Consider the following 17,855-nt stretch of genomic DNA (forward strand, 5'->3'; position numbering starts at 1 on the left):
AGACGGCGGCGCCCACGGCGCCTGAGAGCGGGGGCGTCGGAGCGCGGATACCGTGTCGACGTGCCCCCGCAGAGCTACTCCTCCGGCGAGCGGGTGTTCGGCCCACCGCGCGGCACCTTCGACGCCGACTGGGCCGCCGTCGCCCTGCGCTCCCTGCGACCCGAGCTCGACCACCCCACGTCCGTGCGCCTGGTGACGCAGGCCTGGGACCTGCTGCGGACGCGGAACCTGCGCGGTGCGGAGCTCACGGCGGCGCTGGACCTCGAACCCGGGCTGGCCGCGGTGGTCTCGGCCGTCGCCACCGAGACCGCCGAGCTGTACCTGGACCGGCAGCAGGAGCCCTAGCGGCTCCGCCACGGCACCCGACCAGCGGCTCCGACTAGCGGCTCCGCCACTGGGCCGCGCCGACGAGCACCATGGTGAGCTGGCGCTCGGCTCGGGCGACCACGTCGACCTCCTCGTCCGGCGAGTCGAGGATGCGTTCGGCCACCACCACCATCTGGTTGACGATGAGCTCGGCCAGCAGCGTCCGGTCGGCGCCGCTCCACGCCTCGGTCACCGGGAAGGTCGCGAAGTCGTCGGCCAGCTCGGAGACGATGACGCCGAGCTCGTGGTGGATGGAGCGGCGCAGCGCGGCCACCCCGCCGGACCGCTCGCGCGCGATGAAACGGAAGTGCTCCCGGTGGGCGTGCACGTGGCTGACCAGCACCTCCGCCGAGCGGGTGATGACGGCGGCCGGATCGCTGCCGCCGGAGCGCACGGCCCTGATCATCTGGCGCAGCGAGTGGAACGACTCGACGACGAGGGTCTCCCCGAGCGCGTCCATGCTGTCGTAGTGCCGGTAGAACGCGGTCGGCACGATGCCCGCGGCCTTCGTCACCTGGCGCAGGCTGACGCTGGCGAAGCCCACCTCGTCGGTGAGCGCCAGGGCCGCATCGAGCAGGGCGCGGCGGGTGCGCTCCTTGCGCGCCTCGCGCAGCGGAACCGGCGCACCGACGAGGTCGTCGTGCACGGTCGTCTCCACCACACCTCCTCCCCAGCCGGGACGTTCGCCCCCACCCTCCCAGACGTCGGCGGTCACGCACCCCGTCCCCTCGGTCGCACCGTCAGGGTGTGCGCTCGATCCGCACCTCGGACGAGGTCCAGCGCCCGGTCCGCAGCGCCGTCGGTGCGGGTGCAGGACGGGGCCCGTCCGCCGTGGCCCAGGGCAGCGGACCGGAGCCGACGAGCAGCGCGACCACCTCGAGCACCCGCTCGGAGCACACGAGCCAGTCACGGTCGGGGAAGCACAGCCACAGGCCCTGACCGTCGCGCACGCCCACCCAGCCCGCCGGCCCCGCCCAGCCGTCCGACGGTGCGGAGCCGGACACCTCACCGAGCTCGGCGAGCACGATCTCGCCGGGCCGGCGCCACGGCGTCGAGGGTGCGCTCGGTGAGCGGCCGAGCGCGAGGCGACCGTCGGTGCCGACCAGCAGGTCCTCACCACCCGGCAGCGGCACCACGACCTCGGACCACTCAGTGCTGCCGACGGGAGCGGGCACCGGGGTGGGGCCGGCGGCCGGACCGGGTGGGGTGGCGGGACCCGGTGCGGACGCGGAGGACCACCGACCCTGCCGCAGCGCGGTCGGAGCGGCCACCGGCGGGCGGGAGCCCCACGGCACCGGGCCGAGCGTGCCGAGCAGCTGGGCCAGCTCGGCGGCGCGCGGGGTGCACACCAGCCAGTCACGGTCGGGGAAGCACAGCCACAGGGCCGGGCCGTCCACCGCCTGCGCCCAGAAGGACCCCGGGACCTTGCCGAGGTCGCCGGACATCGCGCCGAGCACCCCGTCGTAGGGAGCCCGCACGGGGAACCCGTCGCCCACACCGGTGCCCGTGACCGATCCCAGTGCCACGTGCACGAGCTCACCGGTGACGCGCAGGTCGCGCTGGCGGGACCCGGCGAAGCTGAAGCCGACCGTGTCGTCGGCCCGGACCAGGAAGGTGGGCGGGTCGTTCCAGAGCGCCCTGCGGTTGCTGCCGAGGCGGAGGTCGAGGACGTTCGACCAGATCAGGACGGGCACCAGCACCACGAGCACCAGGACGATGCCGACGACGCCCAGGCGCGACGTGCTGCCGGTGACGAGCAGGAGGAAGGCGACGGCCACCACCGCGGCCAGCACCCAGCCCTTGCGTCGCCGGATCGCGACGAAGCGCCGGTCGGCCGGCAGCACCGCCTCCAGGGTGGGGACCGGCCCCGTCATCGACCCACCTGGAGCCCGTCCTCGATCGCCCGGTCGCTCGCGGCCGGGGCGGGGCCCGTGCCGTTCGCCGTGTCGACCGCGCGGTGGACAGCACCATCGGCGGCCTTCGCGCCGAGGCCCTCCGCCGCCGCGGTCGCGGCGCTGCCGGCGGCCTTCAGCGCCTCCGCACCGATACCCGCCCGCGCCGCGCTCGCGAAGTTCTGGAACCGGCTCACCGTCTGCACCTGCACGGTGACCACCCGCTCGATGCGCACCACCACCTGCTCGACGCGGAGCACGATCCTGGACACCTCGGTGACCTTGCCGGTCACCCGGGTGGTGGTGACCCCCACCTCGACGACGGTCGCGCCCATCGCGGCCACCTCGGACGCACCCACGGTGATGATCGCGGTGGCCTGGGCGGCGAGCCAGGTCATGATCAACCAGCTGATGAGGTCGCTGATGATGGACTTCACGATGTCGAGAGCCGCCTCCATCAGGGCGGCGCTGCTGGCCAGCAGGTCGCTCATGGAGGTCGACTCGTCGCTCATGCCGTTGATGGCGACGATGAGCTGGGCGAACTCGCGCGAGGCCGCCTGCGCACCCTGACCGCTCCACCCGGTCAACCCGCTGCTCAGCGCACCGTCGAGATCGGTCGCCAGGCCCTGCAGGTCGGTGGCGATCTGGCTCCAGGTGTCCGACGCCGCGCCCACAGTGCCGGAATCACCCGTGACGAGCTCCATCCCGTGCTTGAGCGGGGCCAGGTGGTCGACGAGGAAGCCGAGCCCCGCGTTGACGAGCACCGACAACGGGTCCAGCCACGTCGCGCCACCCGACGCCGCCGAGGCGAAGCTTCCGATGTCGCCGACGACACCCTTCACCTCGGAGGCGACCTGGGCGACGTTGCCGTCGACGAGGTTCTTGCCGATCTGGTAGCCGTCGCCGAAGAACGGGATGCTGCTCAGGTCGTCGGAGCTCAGCGGCTCCACGACGCTCACGCGCGCACCGTCGGGGAAGCCTGGACCGCCGCCAGCTCGTCGGCCGCCTGCGTGATCACGTCGACGAAGCCCTTCTCGGCCTCCTCGTAGATCTCTGCGCACGCCGTGAGGGTGTCCGAGGCGTCACCGACGGCGGTGGCGAGCTTGCCGAGGTGCTCCGTCACGGTGGCCAGCGAGCCCACGTAGGCGGGGTAGAGCGTCACGAGGCCCACCAGACCCCACGACTTCGGGGTGACCTCGGCAGCCGCGGCCGTGCTCGCCAGGGTGGCCGCGGTGCCCTTGTGCCCCCCGACCTGGCTCGCGGTGTCCCGCAGTGCCCCCGTGTCGACGGTCATCTGCTCGGCCACGTCGTGCTCCCCTCGTCCTGCTGCTGTGTGTCCCGCTCCTGGCTCGGACGGGCCGAACAGGTCCCTGGTTCCCCGTCAGCGCGGGTCGTCGGACAACCAGTCCACGTCACCGGGCTCCTCGGTCGCACGGGGGCCGCCGGCGGCCTCCCGATCCTCGGCCAGCCCCACCGCCACGGGATCCCCGGCGAGGACCTGCGCGGCCAGCACCCGCTCGGTGATGTCCACCCCGGTGCGCTCCGCGAGCAGGGCTGCGCCCCGCCGGGCGACGTCGGCCGAGGCGGCGCTGATCGCCGAGACGAGTGCGGTGCCCAGCGAGGCGGCGTCGGCGTCGGCGCGCACGTCGATGGAGAGGACTGCACCACCGGCACCCACCACGACGGTGCCCGCGCCGTCGGGGGTGCGTGCGCTCGCGGTGAGGGCAGCGGCCTCCCGCGCGGCGTCCTGCATCCGCTCGAGCTGCCGCTCGGCGCGGGCCTGCTCCTGCTCGGGCGTGCTGACGGGCGGCTCGCTCACGGTGCTCCCTCGTGTCGTGCGGTGACCTGCCGCACGGACCATAGGCACTCCCGGTGCCGCGCGGGGGCGGAACGGCCGCTAGCGTCCGAGCGCCCGCCGAGACCCCCAGGAGACGCCCACCGTGAGCCCGCACCGCACCACCCTGGACACCAGCGGGGACGTCGCCGTCCTCACCCTCGACCACGCCCCGCTGAACCTGTTCGACCAGGCGATGTTCGACGCGCTGGTGGCCGACCTCGCCGCGCTCACCGCCGCACCCCCGCGTGCGCTGCTGGTGCGCGCCGAGGGCCGGGCCGTCTCGGCCGGGGTGGACGTGCACGTGTTCGCCGGGCTGTCCCCCACCGACGCCGGCGCGCTGTGGCAGCGCCTGTTCGACGGGATCATCGCGCCGATCGAGGCGCTGCCGTGCCCGGTGGTCTTCGCCGCGCACGCCCTCACCCTCACCGCCGCCTTCGAGGTCGCGCTGGCCTGCGACATCGTGCTGGCCGGGCCGCGGGCACGCTTCGGCCTGGTGGAGACCGTCGTCGGGCTCACCCCGTCCATGGGCGGGCCGCAGCGCCTGGCCGAGCGTGCCGGGTCCGGCCGGGCCCGGGAGCTGGTCATGACCGGGGACCTCTACGACGCGGCGACCCTCGCGCAGTGGGGGGTGGTGAACGCGGTGCACGACGACGTGGACACCGCCGCTCGTGCGCTCGCCGCCCGCCTGGCCGCCGGGCCCACCCGGGCGCACGCGGCCACCAAGGAGATCGTCGCCGCCTGGCGCTCGGGCGGGGTGGCCCACGCCGACGCGGTGGTGCCCACCGTCTCCGGGTCGCTGTTCGCCACCGAGGACCTGCAGGGCGCGGTGGCGAGCTTCCTGGCCGAGGGGCACGGGAAGGCCACCTACTCGGGCCGCTGAGCCCTCGGGTGGACCTCGCGGCTGTTCCCGCGGAACTCGGCGACCACGCGGTCGCCGCAGCGCACCGTCACGTCGCAGATCCCGCTGCGACCCTGCCGGACCCGCTCCACCGCCTCGGCGACCAGCTCGTCGCCGAGGCCGGTGGGCGCCAGGAAGGTGATGCTCGCGGCCGCGGCGACAGTGGGGCTGAAGGCAGCGTTGCAGGCGACGGCGAACGCGGTGTCCGCCAGCAGGAACACGTGACCTCCGTGGGTGCTGCCCTGACCGTTGAGCATCGTCTCCGTCACCACCACGGCCGCGGTGGCCGAACCGGGTCCGGAGGCCAGCAGGCGGATGCCCAGCGCCCGGGAGGCGGCGTCGGCGGCGAACATGTCCTCAGCAGCGCTCACGGCGCGTGCACCACCCGCACCGGCCCGGCCCCGTCCACCTGCACCACCTCCCCGCCGTGCAGCTGGCGCCCGCGGCGCAGCTCGACCTCGCCGTCCACCCGCACCAGCCCGTTCGCGATCACCTCCTTGGCCTCGGACCCGGACTCGAGCAGGTTGGCCAGCTGCAGGAGCTGACCGAGGCGGACGGGCACCGAGCGCACCGGGACGGCGGGGATTGAGGTCACCGGCCCAGTGTGGCGCGGAGGGCGCCGAACGGTAAGGCTGGGGCCGTGGCTGACACGACGACCCCCGGACCGACGATCTTCGTGCTCTACGGCTCCACCGGAGACCTGGCCAGGCGCATGGTGCTGCCTGCGTTCTACGAGCTGGCCATCGCGGGCCTGCTGCCGCAGGACTGGTACCTGGTCGGCAACGGCCGGGGCGAGAAGACCGACGAGGAGTTCGCCCAGCACGTGCACGACGCGCTCACCGAGTTCGGACCCGCACCGGGTGACGGGCCGTGGGAGTCCTTCCGCGACCGGCTCCGCTTCGCCGGCGGCGGCTTCACCACCGAGGACCCCGGCCAGCTCGTGGACGTCGTCGACGCGATCCGCGACGGCCGGGGCGGTGCCGGGAGCGCCGACGGCGGCACGGGCGGCGCCGTCGAGCACCAGCTCGTGCACTACGTCGCCCTGCCCCCCAGCACCTTCGGCGACTACACCCGGGCCATCGGGGAGCACGGGCTCGACGAGGGGGCGCGGGTGGTCTACGAGAAGCCGTTCGGCACCTCGCCGGCCGACTTCCGCGAGCTCGACGCCGTGGTCCACCAGGTGCTCGACGAGCAGCAGGTGTACCGGATCGACCACTTCCTGGGCAAGGAGGCGACCCAGAACCTGCACGTGCTGCGCTTCGCCAACACCCTGGTCTCCGGGGTGTGGAACAACCAGCACGTCGCCCAGGTGCAGATCGACGTGCCCGAGACCCTGGGGATCGCCGATCGGGCCGAGTTCTACGATGCCACCGGTGCGGTGCTCGACATGCTGGTCACGCACCTGTTCCAGGTGGCCGCGGAGGTCGCCATGGAGCCGCCGGTCAGCCTCGGCGCCGATGACCTGCAGGCCGCCCGCGAGTCGGTGATCGCCGCGTTCCGCCCGCTCGACCCCGCCGAGGTGGTGCTCGGGCAGTTCGAGGGCTACACCGACACCGAGGGCGTGGCGCAGGACTCCACGATGGACACCTTCGTCGCCGCCCGGCTGTGGGTGGACACCGACCGCTGGCACGGCGTGCCGTTCCTGCTGCGCACCGGCAAGGAGCTGGCCGTCAGCGAGCAGCGGGTGAGCCTGGTCTTCCGTGAGCCGGAGGGGCCCATGACCGGTGTGCCGTCCTCGGCCAACGTCCTCTCGTTCTCCCTGCAGGGCGACGGTGAGCTCGCGCTCTCGGTCGTGCTCAAGGAGCCCGGGCCCGAGCTGGACCTCTCCACGGGCACCGCCGCGCTGGCCCTGGACACCGTGCCCGGGGGGGAGCCCCTGCCGCCCTACGCACGGCTCATCCACGACGTCCTCCTCGGCGACCGCTCGCTGTTCACCCGGCCCGACGGGCTCGCACACGTGTGGGAGGTGGCCGAGACCCTGCTCGACTCCCGCCCGGAGCTCACCACCTACGAGAAGGGCTCGATGGGTCCGGCGGCGGCGGACGAGCTGGCGCGGCCCGGCCGCTGGCTGCTGCAGGGCTGACCGCAGCATTGATCCCCACCACCTGGCGGGGCCTGGTCGCCGTCGTGGCGCCGGTGGTGACGGGTACGACTTCACACCCATGCTGGCCGGGGTGGCGCCGCTGCTCTCCGACCACGATGGACAGCGCCGGGCTGGGGCACACCGGCAGCGCACGGTCCGCGGCCGAGGCCGCCACGGCCCGGATCTACGACGTCGACGGAGTGCGGGTCGGTCACCTCGCCCACACCTTCGGGCTCAACGGCCTCCCCCGACCGTCGCCGTGGTCGGTGAAGCTCATCGATCCGGCCACCATCCGGAGCGACGCGGCGGCGCTGCGGGCGGCCGGCGCGGACTTCGTGGTGGTCAGCCTGCACTTCGGGACGGAGAAGGACCCGGTGCCCTCGGCCTACCAGGAGCAGGTGGTGGGTGTTCTTCGGGCTGGGCAACTTCCTGGCCCAGCAGGACCTGGAGACCGACGACCCGGCCCCCCTGCACCGCGACGGGGTCATCATCGAGGTGACGGTGACCCGGGCGGCGGACGGCTACCGGGTGAGCCGAGCGGGATACGTCCCGACCTTCGTCGACGCGCCCTCGGACGTGGTGGTCCTGGCGCCGCCGTTCTCCGCGGCCCGGACGACCGCCACGTCACCTCGTCCGGAGCACCGCTGGTGGACCTCACCCCGCGCTGACCGGCACCGCCGGGGGTGGTCACCGAGGGCCGCTGATGGTGGTGGCACCCGCACCTGGTGACCGCGGGACCACGCACGACAGGCCCGGAACCGTGACGGTTCCGAGCCTGGTGCGGTGGTTGGTGGGCGAAGGGGGACTTGAACCCCCACGTCCGAAGACACACGGACCTGAACCGTGCGCGTCTGCCATTTCCGCCACTCGCCCGAGCAACGCCAAAAAGGTTAGCACGGTGCAGGGACCGCGGACCCGGTCCCGGTCGCCGGGGAACCCCCCGGGTCCGCCGCGACGGATACCATCGGTGACCGTGGTGTGCGTACAGGCGCGCGGAGCCGGGGCGACGAGGACGAAGGAGGTGTGACCGTGGGGATCGTGCAGCGCTTCGAGCGCAGGCTCGAGGGTGCCGTCGGAGACGCCTCCGCCCGCATCTTCGGCGGCGGTGTCGTCCCTCGCGAGGTCGAGCAGGCCCTGCAGCGCGAGGTGGCCGAGGGCGTCCGCGAGCTCGACGGCGGGCACCTGCTGGCGCCGAACAGCTACACGGTCACCCTGAGCTCGACCGATCACGCCCGGCTCGCCGAGGGCGTTGGTGACGACGCCACCGGGGACGACGAGCGGCACGCCTCGGACGTGCTCGTCCGCTGGCTGACCCAGCACATCGCCGAGCAGGGGTGGCAGACCTACGGCGACGTCGTCGTCCACCTCGCCAGCTCGACCGCCCTGCACACGGGCCAGTTCCGCACCAGCTCCACCGTCGACCCCGACGCCCGCCGAGACCCCGCCGCCCGCCCAGACCCCGCCGCGCACCGAGACCCTGACGTGCACCGCGTTCCGTCTGTCCACCCAGGAGCAGCACCCATGACCCACAGCAACGGCCACGACCAGAACCCCACCGAGGGCGCCCGCGACGAGGATGCCCCGGCCGGCTGGGAAGGTCAGCCGCAGCAGGGGTGGGACGGGCAGCCCCAGCAGAGGTGGGACGGCCGGCCCCAGCAGGGGTACCCGCAGCAGGGCTACGACCAGGGCTACGGCCAGCCCCAGCAGGGGTGGGACGGCCAGCCCCAGCAGGGCTACCCGCAGCAGGGCTACCCGCAACAGGGCTACCCGCAACAGGGCTACCCGCAGCAGGTCTACGGCCAGCAGGGATGGGACGGCCAGCAGGGGTGGGACGGCCAGCCCCAGGGCCAGCCGCAGCAGGGGTACGACCAGGGCTACGCCCAGCCCCAGCAGGGGTGGGACGCCCAGCAGGGGTACGACCAGGGCTACGCCCAGCCCCAGCAGGGGTGGGACGCCCAGCAGGGCTACTACGACCAGGGCTACGGCGCCCCCGGAACCCAGCCCGGCTACGGGCAGCCGGGCTACGGGCAGGGCGGCTGGGAGGGCGCCACCACCGAGCTCACCGGCTCGCTGCACCTGGACGACGGCTCGGGCCGCACCTACCAGCTCGCGCAGGGTGCGAACGTCATCGGCCGCGGCCAGGAGGCACAGTTCCGGCTGGCCGACACCGGCGTGTCCCGGCGGCACGTTGAGATCTCGTGGGACGGCCAGGTCGCCATGCTCACCGATCTCGGCTCGACCAACGGCACCACCGTCAACGGATCGCCCGTCCAGAGCTGGCAGCTGGCCGACGGCGACGTGGTGCGGGCGGGTCACTCGAGCATCGTGGTGCGCATCCACGGCTGAGCCGACGACCACGTCGCGACGGGCGCGGACCACACGGTCCGGGTGCCGTGCGGCAGTATCGTGCCCCCACACGGCGTTCCGCCGGGCGGAGGACTGACAGAGGGAGGTGCGCGGGCGGTGCAGGGACTGATCCTCCAGCTCACCCGTGGCGGCTTCCTCGTCCTGCTGTGGCTCTTCGTCTTCGCCGTGCTGCGCGTGCTGCGGACGGACCTCTACGCGGCGTCGGGCCTGCGCGTCACGCTGCCCAGCTCGGGCCGCCGCTCGGCCTCCCGCCCGCCGGCCCGGGGGACCAAGGTGGCGCGCCAGCTCGTCGTCACCCACGGTGCGCTGGCCGGCACCCGGATCACCCTGGGCACCCAGGCCGTCCTGCTGGGCCGCGCGGACGACTCCACGCTCGTGCTCACCGACGACTACGCCTCCACCCGGCACGCGCGCATCTCCCCGCGCGGCTCCGACTGGTACGTCGAGGACCTCGGCTCCACCAACGGCACCTACCTCGACCGAGACAAGGTCACCTCCCCGGTCAAGGTCCCCCTGGGCACGCCCGTCCGGGTGGGCAAGACGACGGTCGAGCTGCGCCCGTGAGCCTCGTGCTCCGCTACGCCGCACGCAGCGACCGCGGACTGGTGCGCTCCAACAACCAGGACTCGGTCTACGCGGGGCCCCGCCTGCTCGCGGTGGCCGACGGCATGGGTGGTCACGCCGGGGGCGAGGTCGCCTCCAAGGTCGTCATCGCCGCCGTCGCGCCCCTCGACGACGACGAGCCCGGCCACGACCTGCTGGGCCAGCTCGAGGACGCGCTGCTGGCCGGCAACGACGCGATCATCGAGCTGGTGGCCCAGGAGCCCGAGCTCACCGGGATGGGAACCACCCTCACGGCGATCCTGTTCGCGGGCACCCGGCTGGGCCTGGCCCACGTGGGCGACTCCCGGGCCTACCTGCTGCGCGACGGAAGCCTGAGCCAGATCACCAAGGACGACACGTTCGTCCAGTCGCTCATCGACGAAGGTCGGCTCACCGAGGACGAGGCGGCGCACCACCCGCAGCGGTCCCTCATCCTGCGGGCGCTCAACGGCGACGACGTGGAGCCCTCCCTCACGGTGCGCGAGGCCCGCGACGGCGACCGGTACCTGCTCTGCTCCGACGGGCTCTCCAGCGTGGTCAGCGCGGAGACCATCGCCGAGGCGCTGCGCATCGCGGACCCGCAGGACAGCGCCGACCGGCTCATCGAGCTCGCGCTGCGCAGCGGCGGGCCGGACAACATCACCGTGATCGTCGCGGACGTGATCGACGTCGAGTTCGGCGAGGACCTGCCCATCGTGGGCGGCGCGGTCTCCGGGGTGGAGGACGACGGCAGCACCCCGGACACTTCCGCCGGCAGGGCCGCCGCGGTGAACCCCTCGCGGGCGGCGCCACGACGGGTGGAGCCCACCGGGGTGGCCGAGCCGCCCGCGCGGCGCAGCCGCCGGCGCCTGCTGGTCATCGCCGGAACGGTGCTGCTCGTGCTCGTCGTCGCGGCGGTGGCCGGCCGCGCGTGGTTGAAGACCAACTACTACGTCGGGGAGAAGAACGGCACCGTCGCCGTGCTCCGGGGCCTGCCGGGCACGGTGCTCGGCGTGGCGCTGCAGGAGGTGGCGCTGCAGGGCTGCGTGTCCGACGACGGCACCGTCGAGCTCGTCGGGCCCGCCCTGCCGGCCACCTGCGACGTGCTCCAGGTGGACGACCTGCAGCCCGCCGAGCGCGCCCAGGTCAGCGCGGGCCTGCCCGGGGGCTCGCTGGAGGACGCCCGGGGACAGATCACCCGCCTCACCGACGCCTCCCTGCTGCCCGTGTGCGGCACCGCGAGCGCCGCCGCGTCCGCCACCCCCTCCCCCAGCTCCACGGCGCCCACCACGGCGCCCACCACGGCCACGCCGCTCACCACCACGCCCGTGGTGCCCCCCGTGCCCGGCTCAACCCCCACGACCACCACCCCCACCACGACCACCTCGCAGGGCACGGACCTGGCCGCGCCCACCGAGCGGCCCGGCCAGACCTGCCGGCCGGGCCGCTGATGGCGGCCTCAGCCGCTCCCCCCAACCCCGTCAGCCCCCCCGGGGGGATCGGGGTGCTGCCGGGCGGCGAGCGCCCGACCCGACGTGGTGCGGAGCTGGCGCTGCTCGCGTTCGCCGCCGTGGTGACCACCTCGGCGCTGGCGCTGGTGGAGGCCAACCAGGAGCAGTCGGTCACCACCGACCTGCTGAAGCTCGGGGCGGCCTACCTCGCGCTGTTCGCCCTGGCCCACCTGGCCGTCCGACGCCTCGCCCCGTACGCGGACCCGTTGATCCTGCCGTGCGTCGCGCTGCTCAACGGCCTGGGCCTGGTGCTCATCCACCGGGTGGACCTCGCCGAGCAGGACTCGGCCCGCCAGCTCGGCGAGGCAGCGCCGTCCGCGGACGCCAACCAGCAGGTGGTGTGGACGGCGGTCGGCGTGCTGCTGTTCATCGGCGTGCTGCACCTGCTCCGCGACCACCGCAGCCTCGCCCGCTACGGCTACACCCTCGGGCTGGTGGGACTCGTCGCGCTGGCGCTGCCGGGCGTGCTGCCCAGCCGGTTCAGCGAGGTCAACGGAGCCAAGATCTGGCTCCGGTTGCCGGGGTTCTCCATCCAGCCCGGCGAGTTCGCCAAGATCTTGCTCATCGTCTTCGTGGCCTCCTTCCTGGTGAGCAAGCGGGACCTGTTCACCACGGCGGGACGGCACGTGCTGGGCATGGACCTGCCGCGGCTGCGCGACCTCAGCCCGCTGCTGGCCGCCTGGGGGCTGTCGCTGGCGGTGCTCGTGGTCGAGGGGGACCTGGGTACCTCGCTGCTCATCTTCGGCACCGTGCTCGTCATGCTCTACATCGCCACCGAGCGGGTCGGCTGGCTGCTCGTGGGCGGCGTGTTCTTCGCCCTCGGCTGCGTGATCGCGTACAAGCTCATCGGCAAGGTGCAGGTTCGCGTGTCCACGTGGCTGGACCCCTTCGCCACCTACGACAGCACCGGCTACCAGATCTCGCAGTCGCTGTTCGGGCTGGGCACCGGCGGTCTCGGCGGCACGGGCCTGGGGGCGGGGCGGCCGGACACCGTGCCGTTCGCGAAGACCGACTTCATCATGACCACGGTGGGCGAGGAGCTCGGGCTCATCGGCGTCGCGGCCGTCCTGATGATCTACCTGCTGCTCGTGCTGCGCGGGTTCCGCAGCGCCGTGGCCGTGCGCGACACCTTCGGGAAGCTGCTGGCCAGCGGGCTGGCGTTCACCGTGGCGCTGCAGGTGTTCGTCGTCGTGGGGGGGGTCACCAAGCTCATCCCGCTCACCGGCCTCACCACGCCGTTCCTCTCCTACGGTGGGTCGTCGCTGGTGGCCAACTACGCCCTGGTCGCCATCCTGCTGCGGATCTCCGACGCCGCCCGCCGACCCGCCCCGGTGCGGCCGGCCAAGGTCGTTCCCGCCGCCCCCATCGCCGACGCGCCCACGCAGATGGTGCAGCGCCCGTCGTGAGGGGCACCTCGTGAACACCCCGCTGCGCCGCGTCGCCCTCGCCGTGATGGTGATGGTGACCCTGCTGCTGGCCAACTCCACCTACGTGCAGGTGATCAAGGCCGACGGCTTGCGGGCCGATCCGCGCAACCAGCGGGTGCTGCTCGACGAGTACTCCCGCCAGCGTGGCCAGATCTCGGCCGGCGGGCAGGTGCTCGCCTCCTCCACGGCCACCGACGACCGGATCGGCTACCTACGGGGCTACCCGACGAGCCCCGCGGCCTACGTGCCGGTCACCGGCTTCTACTCCCTGCAGTACGCGAGCTCGGGCATCGAGCGGGCCGAGGACCCGGTGCTCAACGGGTCCGACCAGCGGCTGTTCGGCCGGCGGCTGTTCGACCTGGTCGCCGGGCGCGACCCCCGCGGCGGGAACGTGGCGCTGACCCTCGTCCCCGCGGTGCAGCAGGCCGCCTACGACGCGATGACCAACGCCGGGTACACCGGGGCCGTGGTGGCCATCCGACCCAGCACCGGAGAGATCTTGGCCATGGTGAGCACGCCCAGCTACGACCCGAACCCGCTCGCCAGCCACGACGCCGCCACCCGCACCGCCGCCTGGGACGCCCTCACCGGGAACCCGCGCAGCCCGCTGACCAACCGTGCCGTCTCCGAGACCTACCCGCCCGGGTCGACCTTCAAGGTCGTCGTCACGGCGGCCGCGCTGGCCTCCGGCAACACCACCCCGGACACCCAGCTCACGGCGTCTCCGCGGATCACCCTGCCCGGGACGTCCACCACGCTGGAGAACTACAACGGCTCCACCTGCGGCGCCGGCACCACGGCCTCGCTCACCGAGGCGTTCGCACGGTCGTGCAACACCGCGTTCGCCCAGCTCGGGATCTCCACCGGCGCGGACGCCATCCGGTCGCAGGCGCAGGCGCTCGGGATCTCCGCCGGGACGCCGGACATCCCCCTCCCGGTGGCCGACTCGGCCCTCGGCGACATCCCGGACGACGCGGCCCTGGCCCAGAGCAGCATCGGTCAGCGCGACGTGCGGCTGACCCCCCTGGAGAACGCGGTCATCGCCGCCACCGTCGCCAACGGCGGGGTGCGGATGCAGCCGTTCCTGGTGAGCCAGCTGCAGGGCCCGGACCTCTCCACGCTGAACACCACCACGCCGGAGTCGCTGGGCCAGGCCATCGCCCCGGGCGTCAACTCCACCCTCACCCGGCTCATGATCGGCGCCGAGGACCGCGCGGGGAACGAGGGCAAGATCAACGGAGTGCAGATCGCCTCGAAGACCGGGACCGCCGAGCACGGGACAGATCCGAAGAACACCCCTCCGCACGCCTGGTACATCGCCTTCGCCCCCGCGAACGACCCCCAGGTGGCCGTGGCCGTCCTGGTCGAGAACGGTGGAAACCGTGCGCTCGCCGCCACCGGCGGCTCGGTGGCCGGACCCGTCGGGCGCGCGGTCATCGCCGCCGCCCTGCAGGGTGGTCAGTGATGCACCTGTCCCCCGGCGCGGTCCTCGCCGACCGGTACCGCCTGACCAGCCGCATCGCCACCGGTGGGATGGGTGAGGTCTGGGAGGCCCTCGACACCCGCCTGCACCGGCGCGTGGCGGTCAAGGTGCTCAAGCCGGAGATCTCCTCGGACCCCGAGTTCCTGGAGCGCTTCCGGGTCGAGGCCCGCACCGCTGCCGGGCTCAACCACCCGGGGGTCGCCGGGGTCTACGACTACGGCGAGACCTCCACGCTGGAGGACGCCGACCAGGAGACCGCCTACCTGGTCATGGAGCTGGTGGAGGGCGAGCCGCTCTCGGCCGTGCTCGCCCGGGAGGGGCGCATCGACGTCGGCCACAGCCTGGACATGCTCGAGCAGACCGGCCGTGCCCTGCAGGCCGCGCACGCACAGGGGGTGGTGCACCGGGACGTGAAGCCGGGCAACATCCTCATCACCCCGGACGGCCGGGTGAAGATCACCGACTTCGGGATCGCCAAGGCCGTGGACGCGGCGCCGGTCACCCGCACCGGCATGGTCATGGGCACCGCCCAGTACATCGCCCCCGAGCAGGCCCTCGGCCAGGAGGCCGGGCCGGCCAGCGACGTCTACTCGTTGGCCGTGGTGGGCTACGAAGCCGTCTCCGGGCTCCGCCCGTTCACCTCCGACAACGCCCTCACCGTCGCGATGATGCACATCCGGGACGTGCCCCCACCGCTGCCCGCCGACCTTCCCGCCCCGGTGCGCGAGCTGCTGCTGGCGGCCATGGTCAAGGACCCGACCCAGCGCTACCGCAACGGTGGCGAGCTGGCCGACGCGGTGGCGGCCGTGCGGGCGGGGCGGCCGCTGCCCCTGCCGGGGGGGTGGACGGGTGGGGGTCCGGCCACCGCCGACCCCACCGCGGTGCTGGGCCGGGCCACCGCGCCGCTGCGCGCGCCGGCCGCACCGCTGCGCGCCGTGCCCACCCCCGTCCCGGCCCCGCTGCCGGGGCGTGAGCACGACCGCAGCTCGCGGACCGCCGGCTGGCTGTGGTTCGGCGGCATCCTCGTGGTGGGACTGCTCGGGCTGGCGCTCTACCTGCTGCTGACCTTCACCGGAGGCCCGGGGTCGACCGGCACCACCCCCCCGGTGATCGTCACGACCACCGCCCCCACCACCCCGGCGCCGACCACCCCGCCCAGCCCCACCACGACCGCGGCGCCGACCACCCCGCCCAGCCCCACCACGACCGCGGCGCCGACCACCCCGGCGCCGACCACAACCACGCCGACCACAACCACGCTGACCACGACCGCGCCGCCGACCACCACGCCCACCTCGGCACCGGCGCCGACCACCACGCCCGCCGGGGTCACCCTCCCGTCCACCACGCCGCCCGTCACACCGGCTGCGTTCACCGGAACCCCGAGGAGTCCATGAGCACGCCACGCACCCTGTCGGACCGCTACGAGCTCGGCGAGACCCTGGGCTTCGGTGGGATGTCCGAGGTGCACTCAGGCCGTGACCTGCGCCTGGACCGCGACGTCGCCGTCAAGGTGCTCCGCGCGGACCTGGCCAGGGACCCGTCGTTCTACCTGCGCTTCCGGCGCGAGGCGCAGAACGCGGCGGCCCTGAACCACCCGGCGATCGTCGCCGTGTACGACACCGGCGAGGCGGACACGCCCGAGGGTCCGCTGCCCTACATCGTGATGGAGCAGGTCGACGGGGAGACCCTGCGGGACGTGCTGCGCCACGACGGTCCGCTCACCCCGCGCCGTGCCATGGAGGTCATGGGCGACGTGTGCGCCGCCCTCGACTTCAGCCACCGCCACGGCATCGTCCACCGCGACGTCAAGCCCGCGAACATCATGATCAACCGGGCCGGCGCGGTGAAGGTGATGGACTTCGGGATCGCCAGGGCCATCGCCGACGGCACCTCGACCATGACCCAGACCGCGGCGGTCATCGGCACCGCGCAGTACCTGTCGCCCGAGCAGGCCCGCGGCGAGCAGGTCGACGCCCGCTCCGACGTGTACGCCGCCGGGTGCGTGCTGTTCGAGCTCCTCACCGGTGAGCCACCGTTCACCGGTGACTCACCCGTGGCCGTGGCCTACCAGCACGTCCGCGAGGACCCCCGCCCCCCGTCCCAGCTCAACCCGGCCGTCCCGGGCACCCTGGACTCCGTGGTGCTCAAGGCCATGAGCAAGAACCCGGCCAACCGCTACCAGAGCGCCGGGGAGATGCGGACCGACCTCGTGCGGGTGCTCGCCGGACAGCGGCCCACGGCACCGTCGATCATGACCGACGACGACCGCACCGAGATCCTCGGCGCCGTCCCCGTGCCGGTCGGCAGTGGCCGCCACCGCGACGACGACCCCCTCGGTGGGCTCGGGGTGGACGCCGCCGAGCGCGAGCGCACCGGACGGCGGACCGGTCTCATCGTCCTGGCGAGCGTCGTGATGATCGCCCTCGTCGCCCTCATCGGGGTGTTCCTGTACCAGCTCAACGGGGGCGGGCGCCCCACCCAGGTCGCCGTGCCGCCGGTGGCGGGGCAGACGCTCAACGACGCCCAGGCCCAGATCAGCGCGGTCAAGCTCCAGTCACGCACCAACAACGTGCCGGACGCGACCGTGCCCGAGAACACCGTCATCCGCACGGACCCCACGGTCGGCAGTTCCGTCGACGAGAACAGCACCGTTCAGCTCTACGTGTCCACCGGTCCGGAACAGGTCCGGGTGCCCACGGTGGCGAACCTGCCCCTCCAGCAGGCCATCGACGCCCTCACCGTCGCGCGGCTGACCGCGGCCCCGAACCCGGCCATGCAGCCCTCGGACACGGTCCCCGCCGGCTCGGTCATCAGCTCCACCCCCGCGGCGGGCTCCTCTGCCGACGCGCAGTCGGCGGTGGTCCTGGTGGTCAGCAGCGGAGCGCAGCCCGTCCGGATCCCCTCGGTGGTCGGACAGGCCCAGCCCGACGCCCAGGCGAACCTGGAGGCCGCCGGGTTCGTCGTCAACCCTGCCCCCGTCGACTCCGCCAAGCCTGCCGGCGAGGTGGTGAGCCAGGGTCCCGAGGGCGGGACCCAGGCGCCCAAGGGCGCCACCGTCACCATCAACGTCTCCAGCGGCAACCGCGTCGTCGTGCCGGACCTGGCCGGTGTGCGGGCCACGGAGGTCCTGGCCCGGCTGCAGGGCAACAAGTACACCGGCGGCCAGGGCAACATCACCGCCACGATGGTCCCGGTGACCGATCCCGCCCAGGTCGGCCGGGTGGTCAGCCAGTCCGTCCCGGCGGGCACCGAGATCGAGCCGAGCGCCCCCCTGAGCATCGGCGTCGGGGTCTCCCCCGCCCCGCCCACCTCAGGACCGCTGTCCACGGTCCCGCTGCCGACCACCACCACCACGACCACCACCACCACCACGGCCAAGCCGCCCGGGGGCTGAGGGGCGGGCCGG

At 73.7% G+C, this 17,855-nt stretch carries 18 protein-coding genes, 1 tRNA gene and 1 pseudogene; 12 read left to right on the plus strand and 8 right to left on the minus strand.

Features of this window, described 5'->3' with window-relative positions:
* Positions 1-60: 60 nt before the first annotated feature.
* The gene (locus RHODO2019_RS16250; RefSeq protein WP_265382758.1) at positions 61-345 is read left to right on the plus strand and encodes a hypothetical protein; all 285 of its coding nucleotides are present in this window, start codon (positions 61-63) and stop codon (positions 343-345) included.
* Between the two features lie 34 nt (positions 346-379).
* Here RHODO2019_RS16250 and RHODO2019_RS16255 read toward each other — a convergent pair whose 3' ends face one another.
* The 5 genes from RHODO2019_RS16255 to RHODO2019_RS16275 all read right to left on the minus strand — a co-directional run bounded on the left by RHODO2019_RS16255 (position 380) and on the right by RHODO2019_RS16275 (position 4,077).
* Complete coding sequence (locus RHODO2019_RS16255; RefSeq protein WP_265382759.1) at positions 380-1,081, minus strand: TetR family transcriptional regulator; 702 nt, start codon at positions 1,079-1,081, stop codon at positions 380-382.
* A 25-nt stretch (positions 1,082-1,106) separates the two neighbouring features.
* Positions 1,107-2,240, minus strand: a complete 1,134-nt coding sequence (locus RHODO2019_RS16260; RefSeq protein ID WP_265382760.1) for a hypothetical protein — start codon at positions 2,238-2,240, stop codon at positions 1,107-1,109.
* Positions 2,237-3,217, minus strand: a complete 981-nt coding sequence (locus RHODO2019_RS16265; RefSeq protein WP_265382761.1) for a WXG100 family type VII secretion target — start codon at positions 3,215-3,217, stop codon at positions 2,237-2,239. The genes RHODO2019_RS16260 and RHODO2019_RS16265 overlap by 4 nt, the downstream gene beginning before the upstream one ends.
* Positions 3,214-3,564 (minus strand): type VII secretion target, encoded by a 351-nt coding sequence (locus tag RHODO2019_RS16270; protein WP_265382762.1) that lies wholly within the window; start codon positions 3,562-3,564, stop codon positions 3,214-3,216. The genes RHODO2019_RS16265 and RHODO2019_RS16270 overlap by 4 nt, the downstream gene beginning before the upstream one ends.
* A gap of 75 nt (positions 3,565-3,639) precedes the next feature.
* Positions 3,640-4,077: a YbaB/EbfC family nucleoid-associated protein gene (locus tag RHODO2019_RS16275; RefSeq protein WP_265382763.1), complete on the minus strand. Its 438-nt coding sequence runs from the start codon at positions 4,075-4,077 to the stop codon at positions 3,640-3,642.
* Positions 4,078-4,198: 121 nt separating this feature from the next.
* On the opposite strand from RHODO2019_RS16275, the gene RHODO2019_RS16280 reads away from it, so the two are divergent.
* On the plus strand, positions 4,199-4,975 hold the full coding sequence (locus tag RHODO2019_RS16280; RefSeq protein WP_265382764.1) for an enoyl-CoA hydratase/isomerase family protein: 777 nt from the start codon (positions 4,199-4,201) through the stop codon (positions 4,973-4,975).
* Here RHODO2019_RS16280 and paaI read toward each other — a convergent pair.
* On the minus strand, positions 4,960-5,346 hold the full coding sequence (gene paaI, locus RHODO2019_RS16285; RefSeq protein WP_265384826.1) for a hydroxyphenylacetyl-CoA thioesterase PaaI: 387 nt from the start codon (positions 5,344-5,346) through the stop codon (positions 4,960-4,962). The two genes, RHODO2019_RS16280 and paaI, sit on opposite strands and share 16 nt — an antisense overlap.
* Positions 5,347-5,360: 14 nt before the next feature.
* Entirely contained in the window at positions 5,361-5,588 is a 228-nt protein-coding gene (locus RHODO2019_RS16290; RefSeq protein ID WP_265382765.1) for an RNA-binding S4 domain-containing protein, read from the minus strand.
* 45 nt (positions 5,589-5,633) lie between these two features.
* On the opposite strand from RHODO2019_RS16290, the gene RHODO2019_RS16295 reads away from it, so the two are divergent.
* From RHODO2019_RS16295 to RHODO2019_RS16300, 3 genes and pseudogenes are all read left to right on the plus strand, one after another.
* The gene (locus RHODO2019_RS16295) at positions 5,634-7,076 is read left to right on the plus strand and encodes a glucose-6-phosphate dehydrogenase (RefSeq protein WP_435532138.1); all 1,443 of its coding nucleotides are present in this window, start codon (positions 5,634-5,636) and stop codon (positions 7,074-7,076) included.
* Between the two features lie 116 nt (positions 7,077-7,192).
* A pseudogene (locus tag RHODO2019_RS19395) lies at positions 7,193-7,420 on the plus strand (hypothetical protein); the annotation flags it as partial.
* A gap of 61 nt (positions 7,421-7,481) precedes the next feature.
* Complete coding sequence (locus RHODO2019_RS16300) at positions 7,482-7,805, plus strand: hypothetical protein (RefSeq protein ID WP_265382766.1); 324 nt, start codon at positions 7,482-7,484, stop codon at positions 7,803-7,805.
* 59 nt (positions 7,806-7,864) lie between these two features.
* Here RHODO2019_RS16300 and RHODO2019_RS16305 read toward each other — a convergent pair.
* Positions 7,865-7,949, minus strand: a tRNA-Leu gene (locus RHODO2019_RS16305).
* 150 nt (positions 7,950-8,099) lie between these two features.
* On the opposite strand from RHODO2019_RS16305, the gene RHODO2019_RS16310 reads away from it, so the two are divergent.
* The 7 genes from RHODO2019_RS16310 (at position 8,100) to pknB (ending at position 17,843) form a co-directional block, all read left to right on the plus strand.
* Positions 8,100-9,422: an FHA domain-containing protein gene (locus RHODO2019_RS16310; RefSeq protein ID WP_435532139.1), complete on the plus strand. Its 1,323-nt coding sequence runs from the start codon at positions 8,100-8,102 to the stop codon at positions 9,420-9,422.
* A gap of 117 nt (positions 9,423-9,539) precedes the next feature.
* Positions 9,540-10,007, plus strand: coding sequence for an FHA domain-containing protein FhaB/FipA (locus tag RHODO2019_RS16315; RefSeq protein ID WP_265382767.1), 468 nt, complete (start codon positions 9,540-9,542; stop codon positions 10,005-10,007).
* Positions 10,004-11,476 (plus strand): PP2C family protein-serine/threonine phosphatase, encoded by a 1,473-nt coding sequence (locus tag RHODO2019_RS16320; RefSeq protein WP_265382768.1) that lies wholly within the window; start codon positions 10,004-10,006, stop codon positions 11,474-11,476. Before RHODO2019_RS16315 ends, RHODO2019_RS16320 begins: the two co-directional genes overlap by 4 nt.
* The gene (locus RHODO2019_RS16325; protein WP_265382769.1) at positions 11,476-12,942 is read left to right on the plus strand and encodes an FtsW/RodA/SpoVE family cell cycle protein; all 1,467 of its coding nucleotides are present in this window, start codon (positions 11,476-11,478) and stop codon (positions 12,940-12,942) included. The genes RHODO2019_RS16320 and RHODO2019_RS16325 overlap by 1 nt, the downstream gene beginning before the upstream one ends.
* Before the next feature lie 10 nt (positions 12,943-12,952).
* A complete protein-coding gene (locus RHODO2019_RS16330; RefSeq protein WP_265382770.1) occupies positions 12,953-14,428 on the plus strand; it encodes a peptidoglycan D,D-transpeptidase FtsI family protein in 1,476 nt (491 codons plus the stop codon).
* Positions 14,428-15,843: a serine/threonine-protein kinase gene (locus RHODO2019_RS16335; RefSeq protein ID WP_290428877.1), complete on the plus strand. Its 1,416-nt coding sequence runs from the start codon at positions 14,428-14,430 to the stop codon at positions 15,841-15,843. Before RHODO2019_RS16330 ends, RHODO2019_RS16335 begins: the two co-directional genes overlap by 1 nt.
* Positions 15,840-17,843 (plus strand): Stk1 family PASTA domain-containing Ser/Thr kinase, encoded by a 2,004-nt coding sequence (gene pknB, locus RHODO2019_RS16340; RefSeq protein ID WP_290428878.1) that lies wholly within the window; start codon positions 15,840-15,842, stop codon positions 17,841-17,843. Before RHODO2019_RS16335 ends, pknB begins: the two co-directional genes overlap by 4 nt.
* Positions 17,844-17,855: the final 12 nt, after the last annotated feature.

Origin of the sequence: Rhodococcus antarcticus (assembly GCF_026153295.1) — a bacterium.
Lineage (GTDB): Bacteria > Actinomycetota > Actinomycetes > Mycobacteriales > Mycobacteriaceae > Rhodococcus_D > Rhodococcus_D antarcticus.

What these genes read in the sequence shown, in the direction of transcription:
- RHODO2019_RS16260 (WP_265382760.1), bottom strand. Translation starts at nt 2,240, where the DNA reads ATGACGGGGCCGGTCCCCACCCTGGAGGCGGTGCTGCCGGCCGACCGG.
- paaI (WP_265384826.1), bottom strand. Translation starts at nt 5,346, where the DNA reads ATGTTCGCCGCCGACGCCGCCTCCCGGGCGCTGGGCATCCGCCTGCTG.
- RHODO2019_RS16325 (WP_265382769.1), top strand. Translation starts at nt 11,476, where the DNA reads ATGGCGGCCTCAGCCGCTCCCCCCAACCCCGTCAGCCCCCCCGGGGGG.
- RHODO2019_RS16335 (WP_290428877.1), top strand. Translation starts at nt 14,428, where the DNA reads ATGCACCTGTCCCCCGGCGCGGTCCTCGCCGACCGGTACCGCCTGACC.
- pknB (WP_290428878.1), top strand. Translation starts at nt 15,840, where the DNA reads ATGAGCACGCCACGCACCCTGTCGGACCGCTACGAGCTCGGCGAGACC.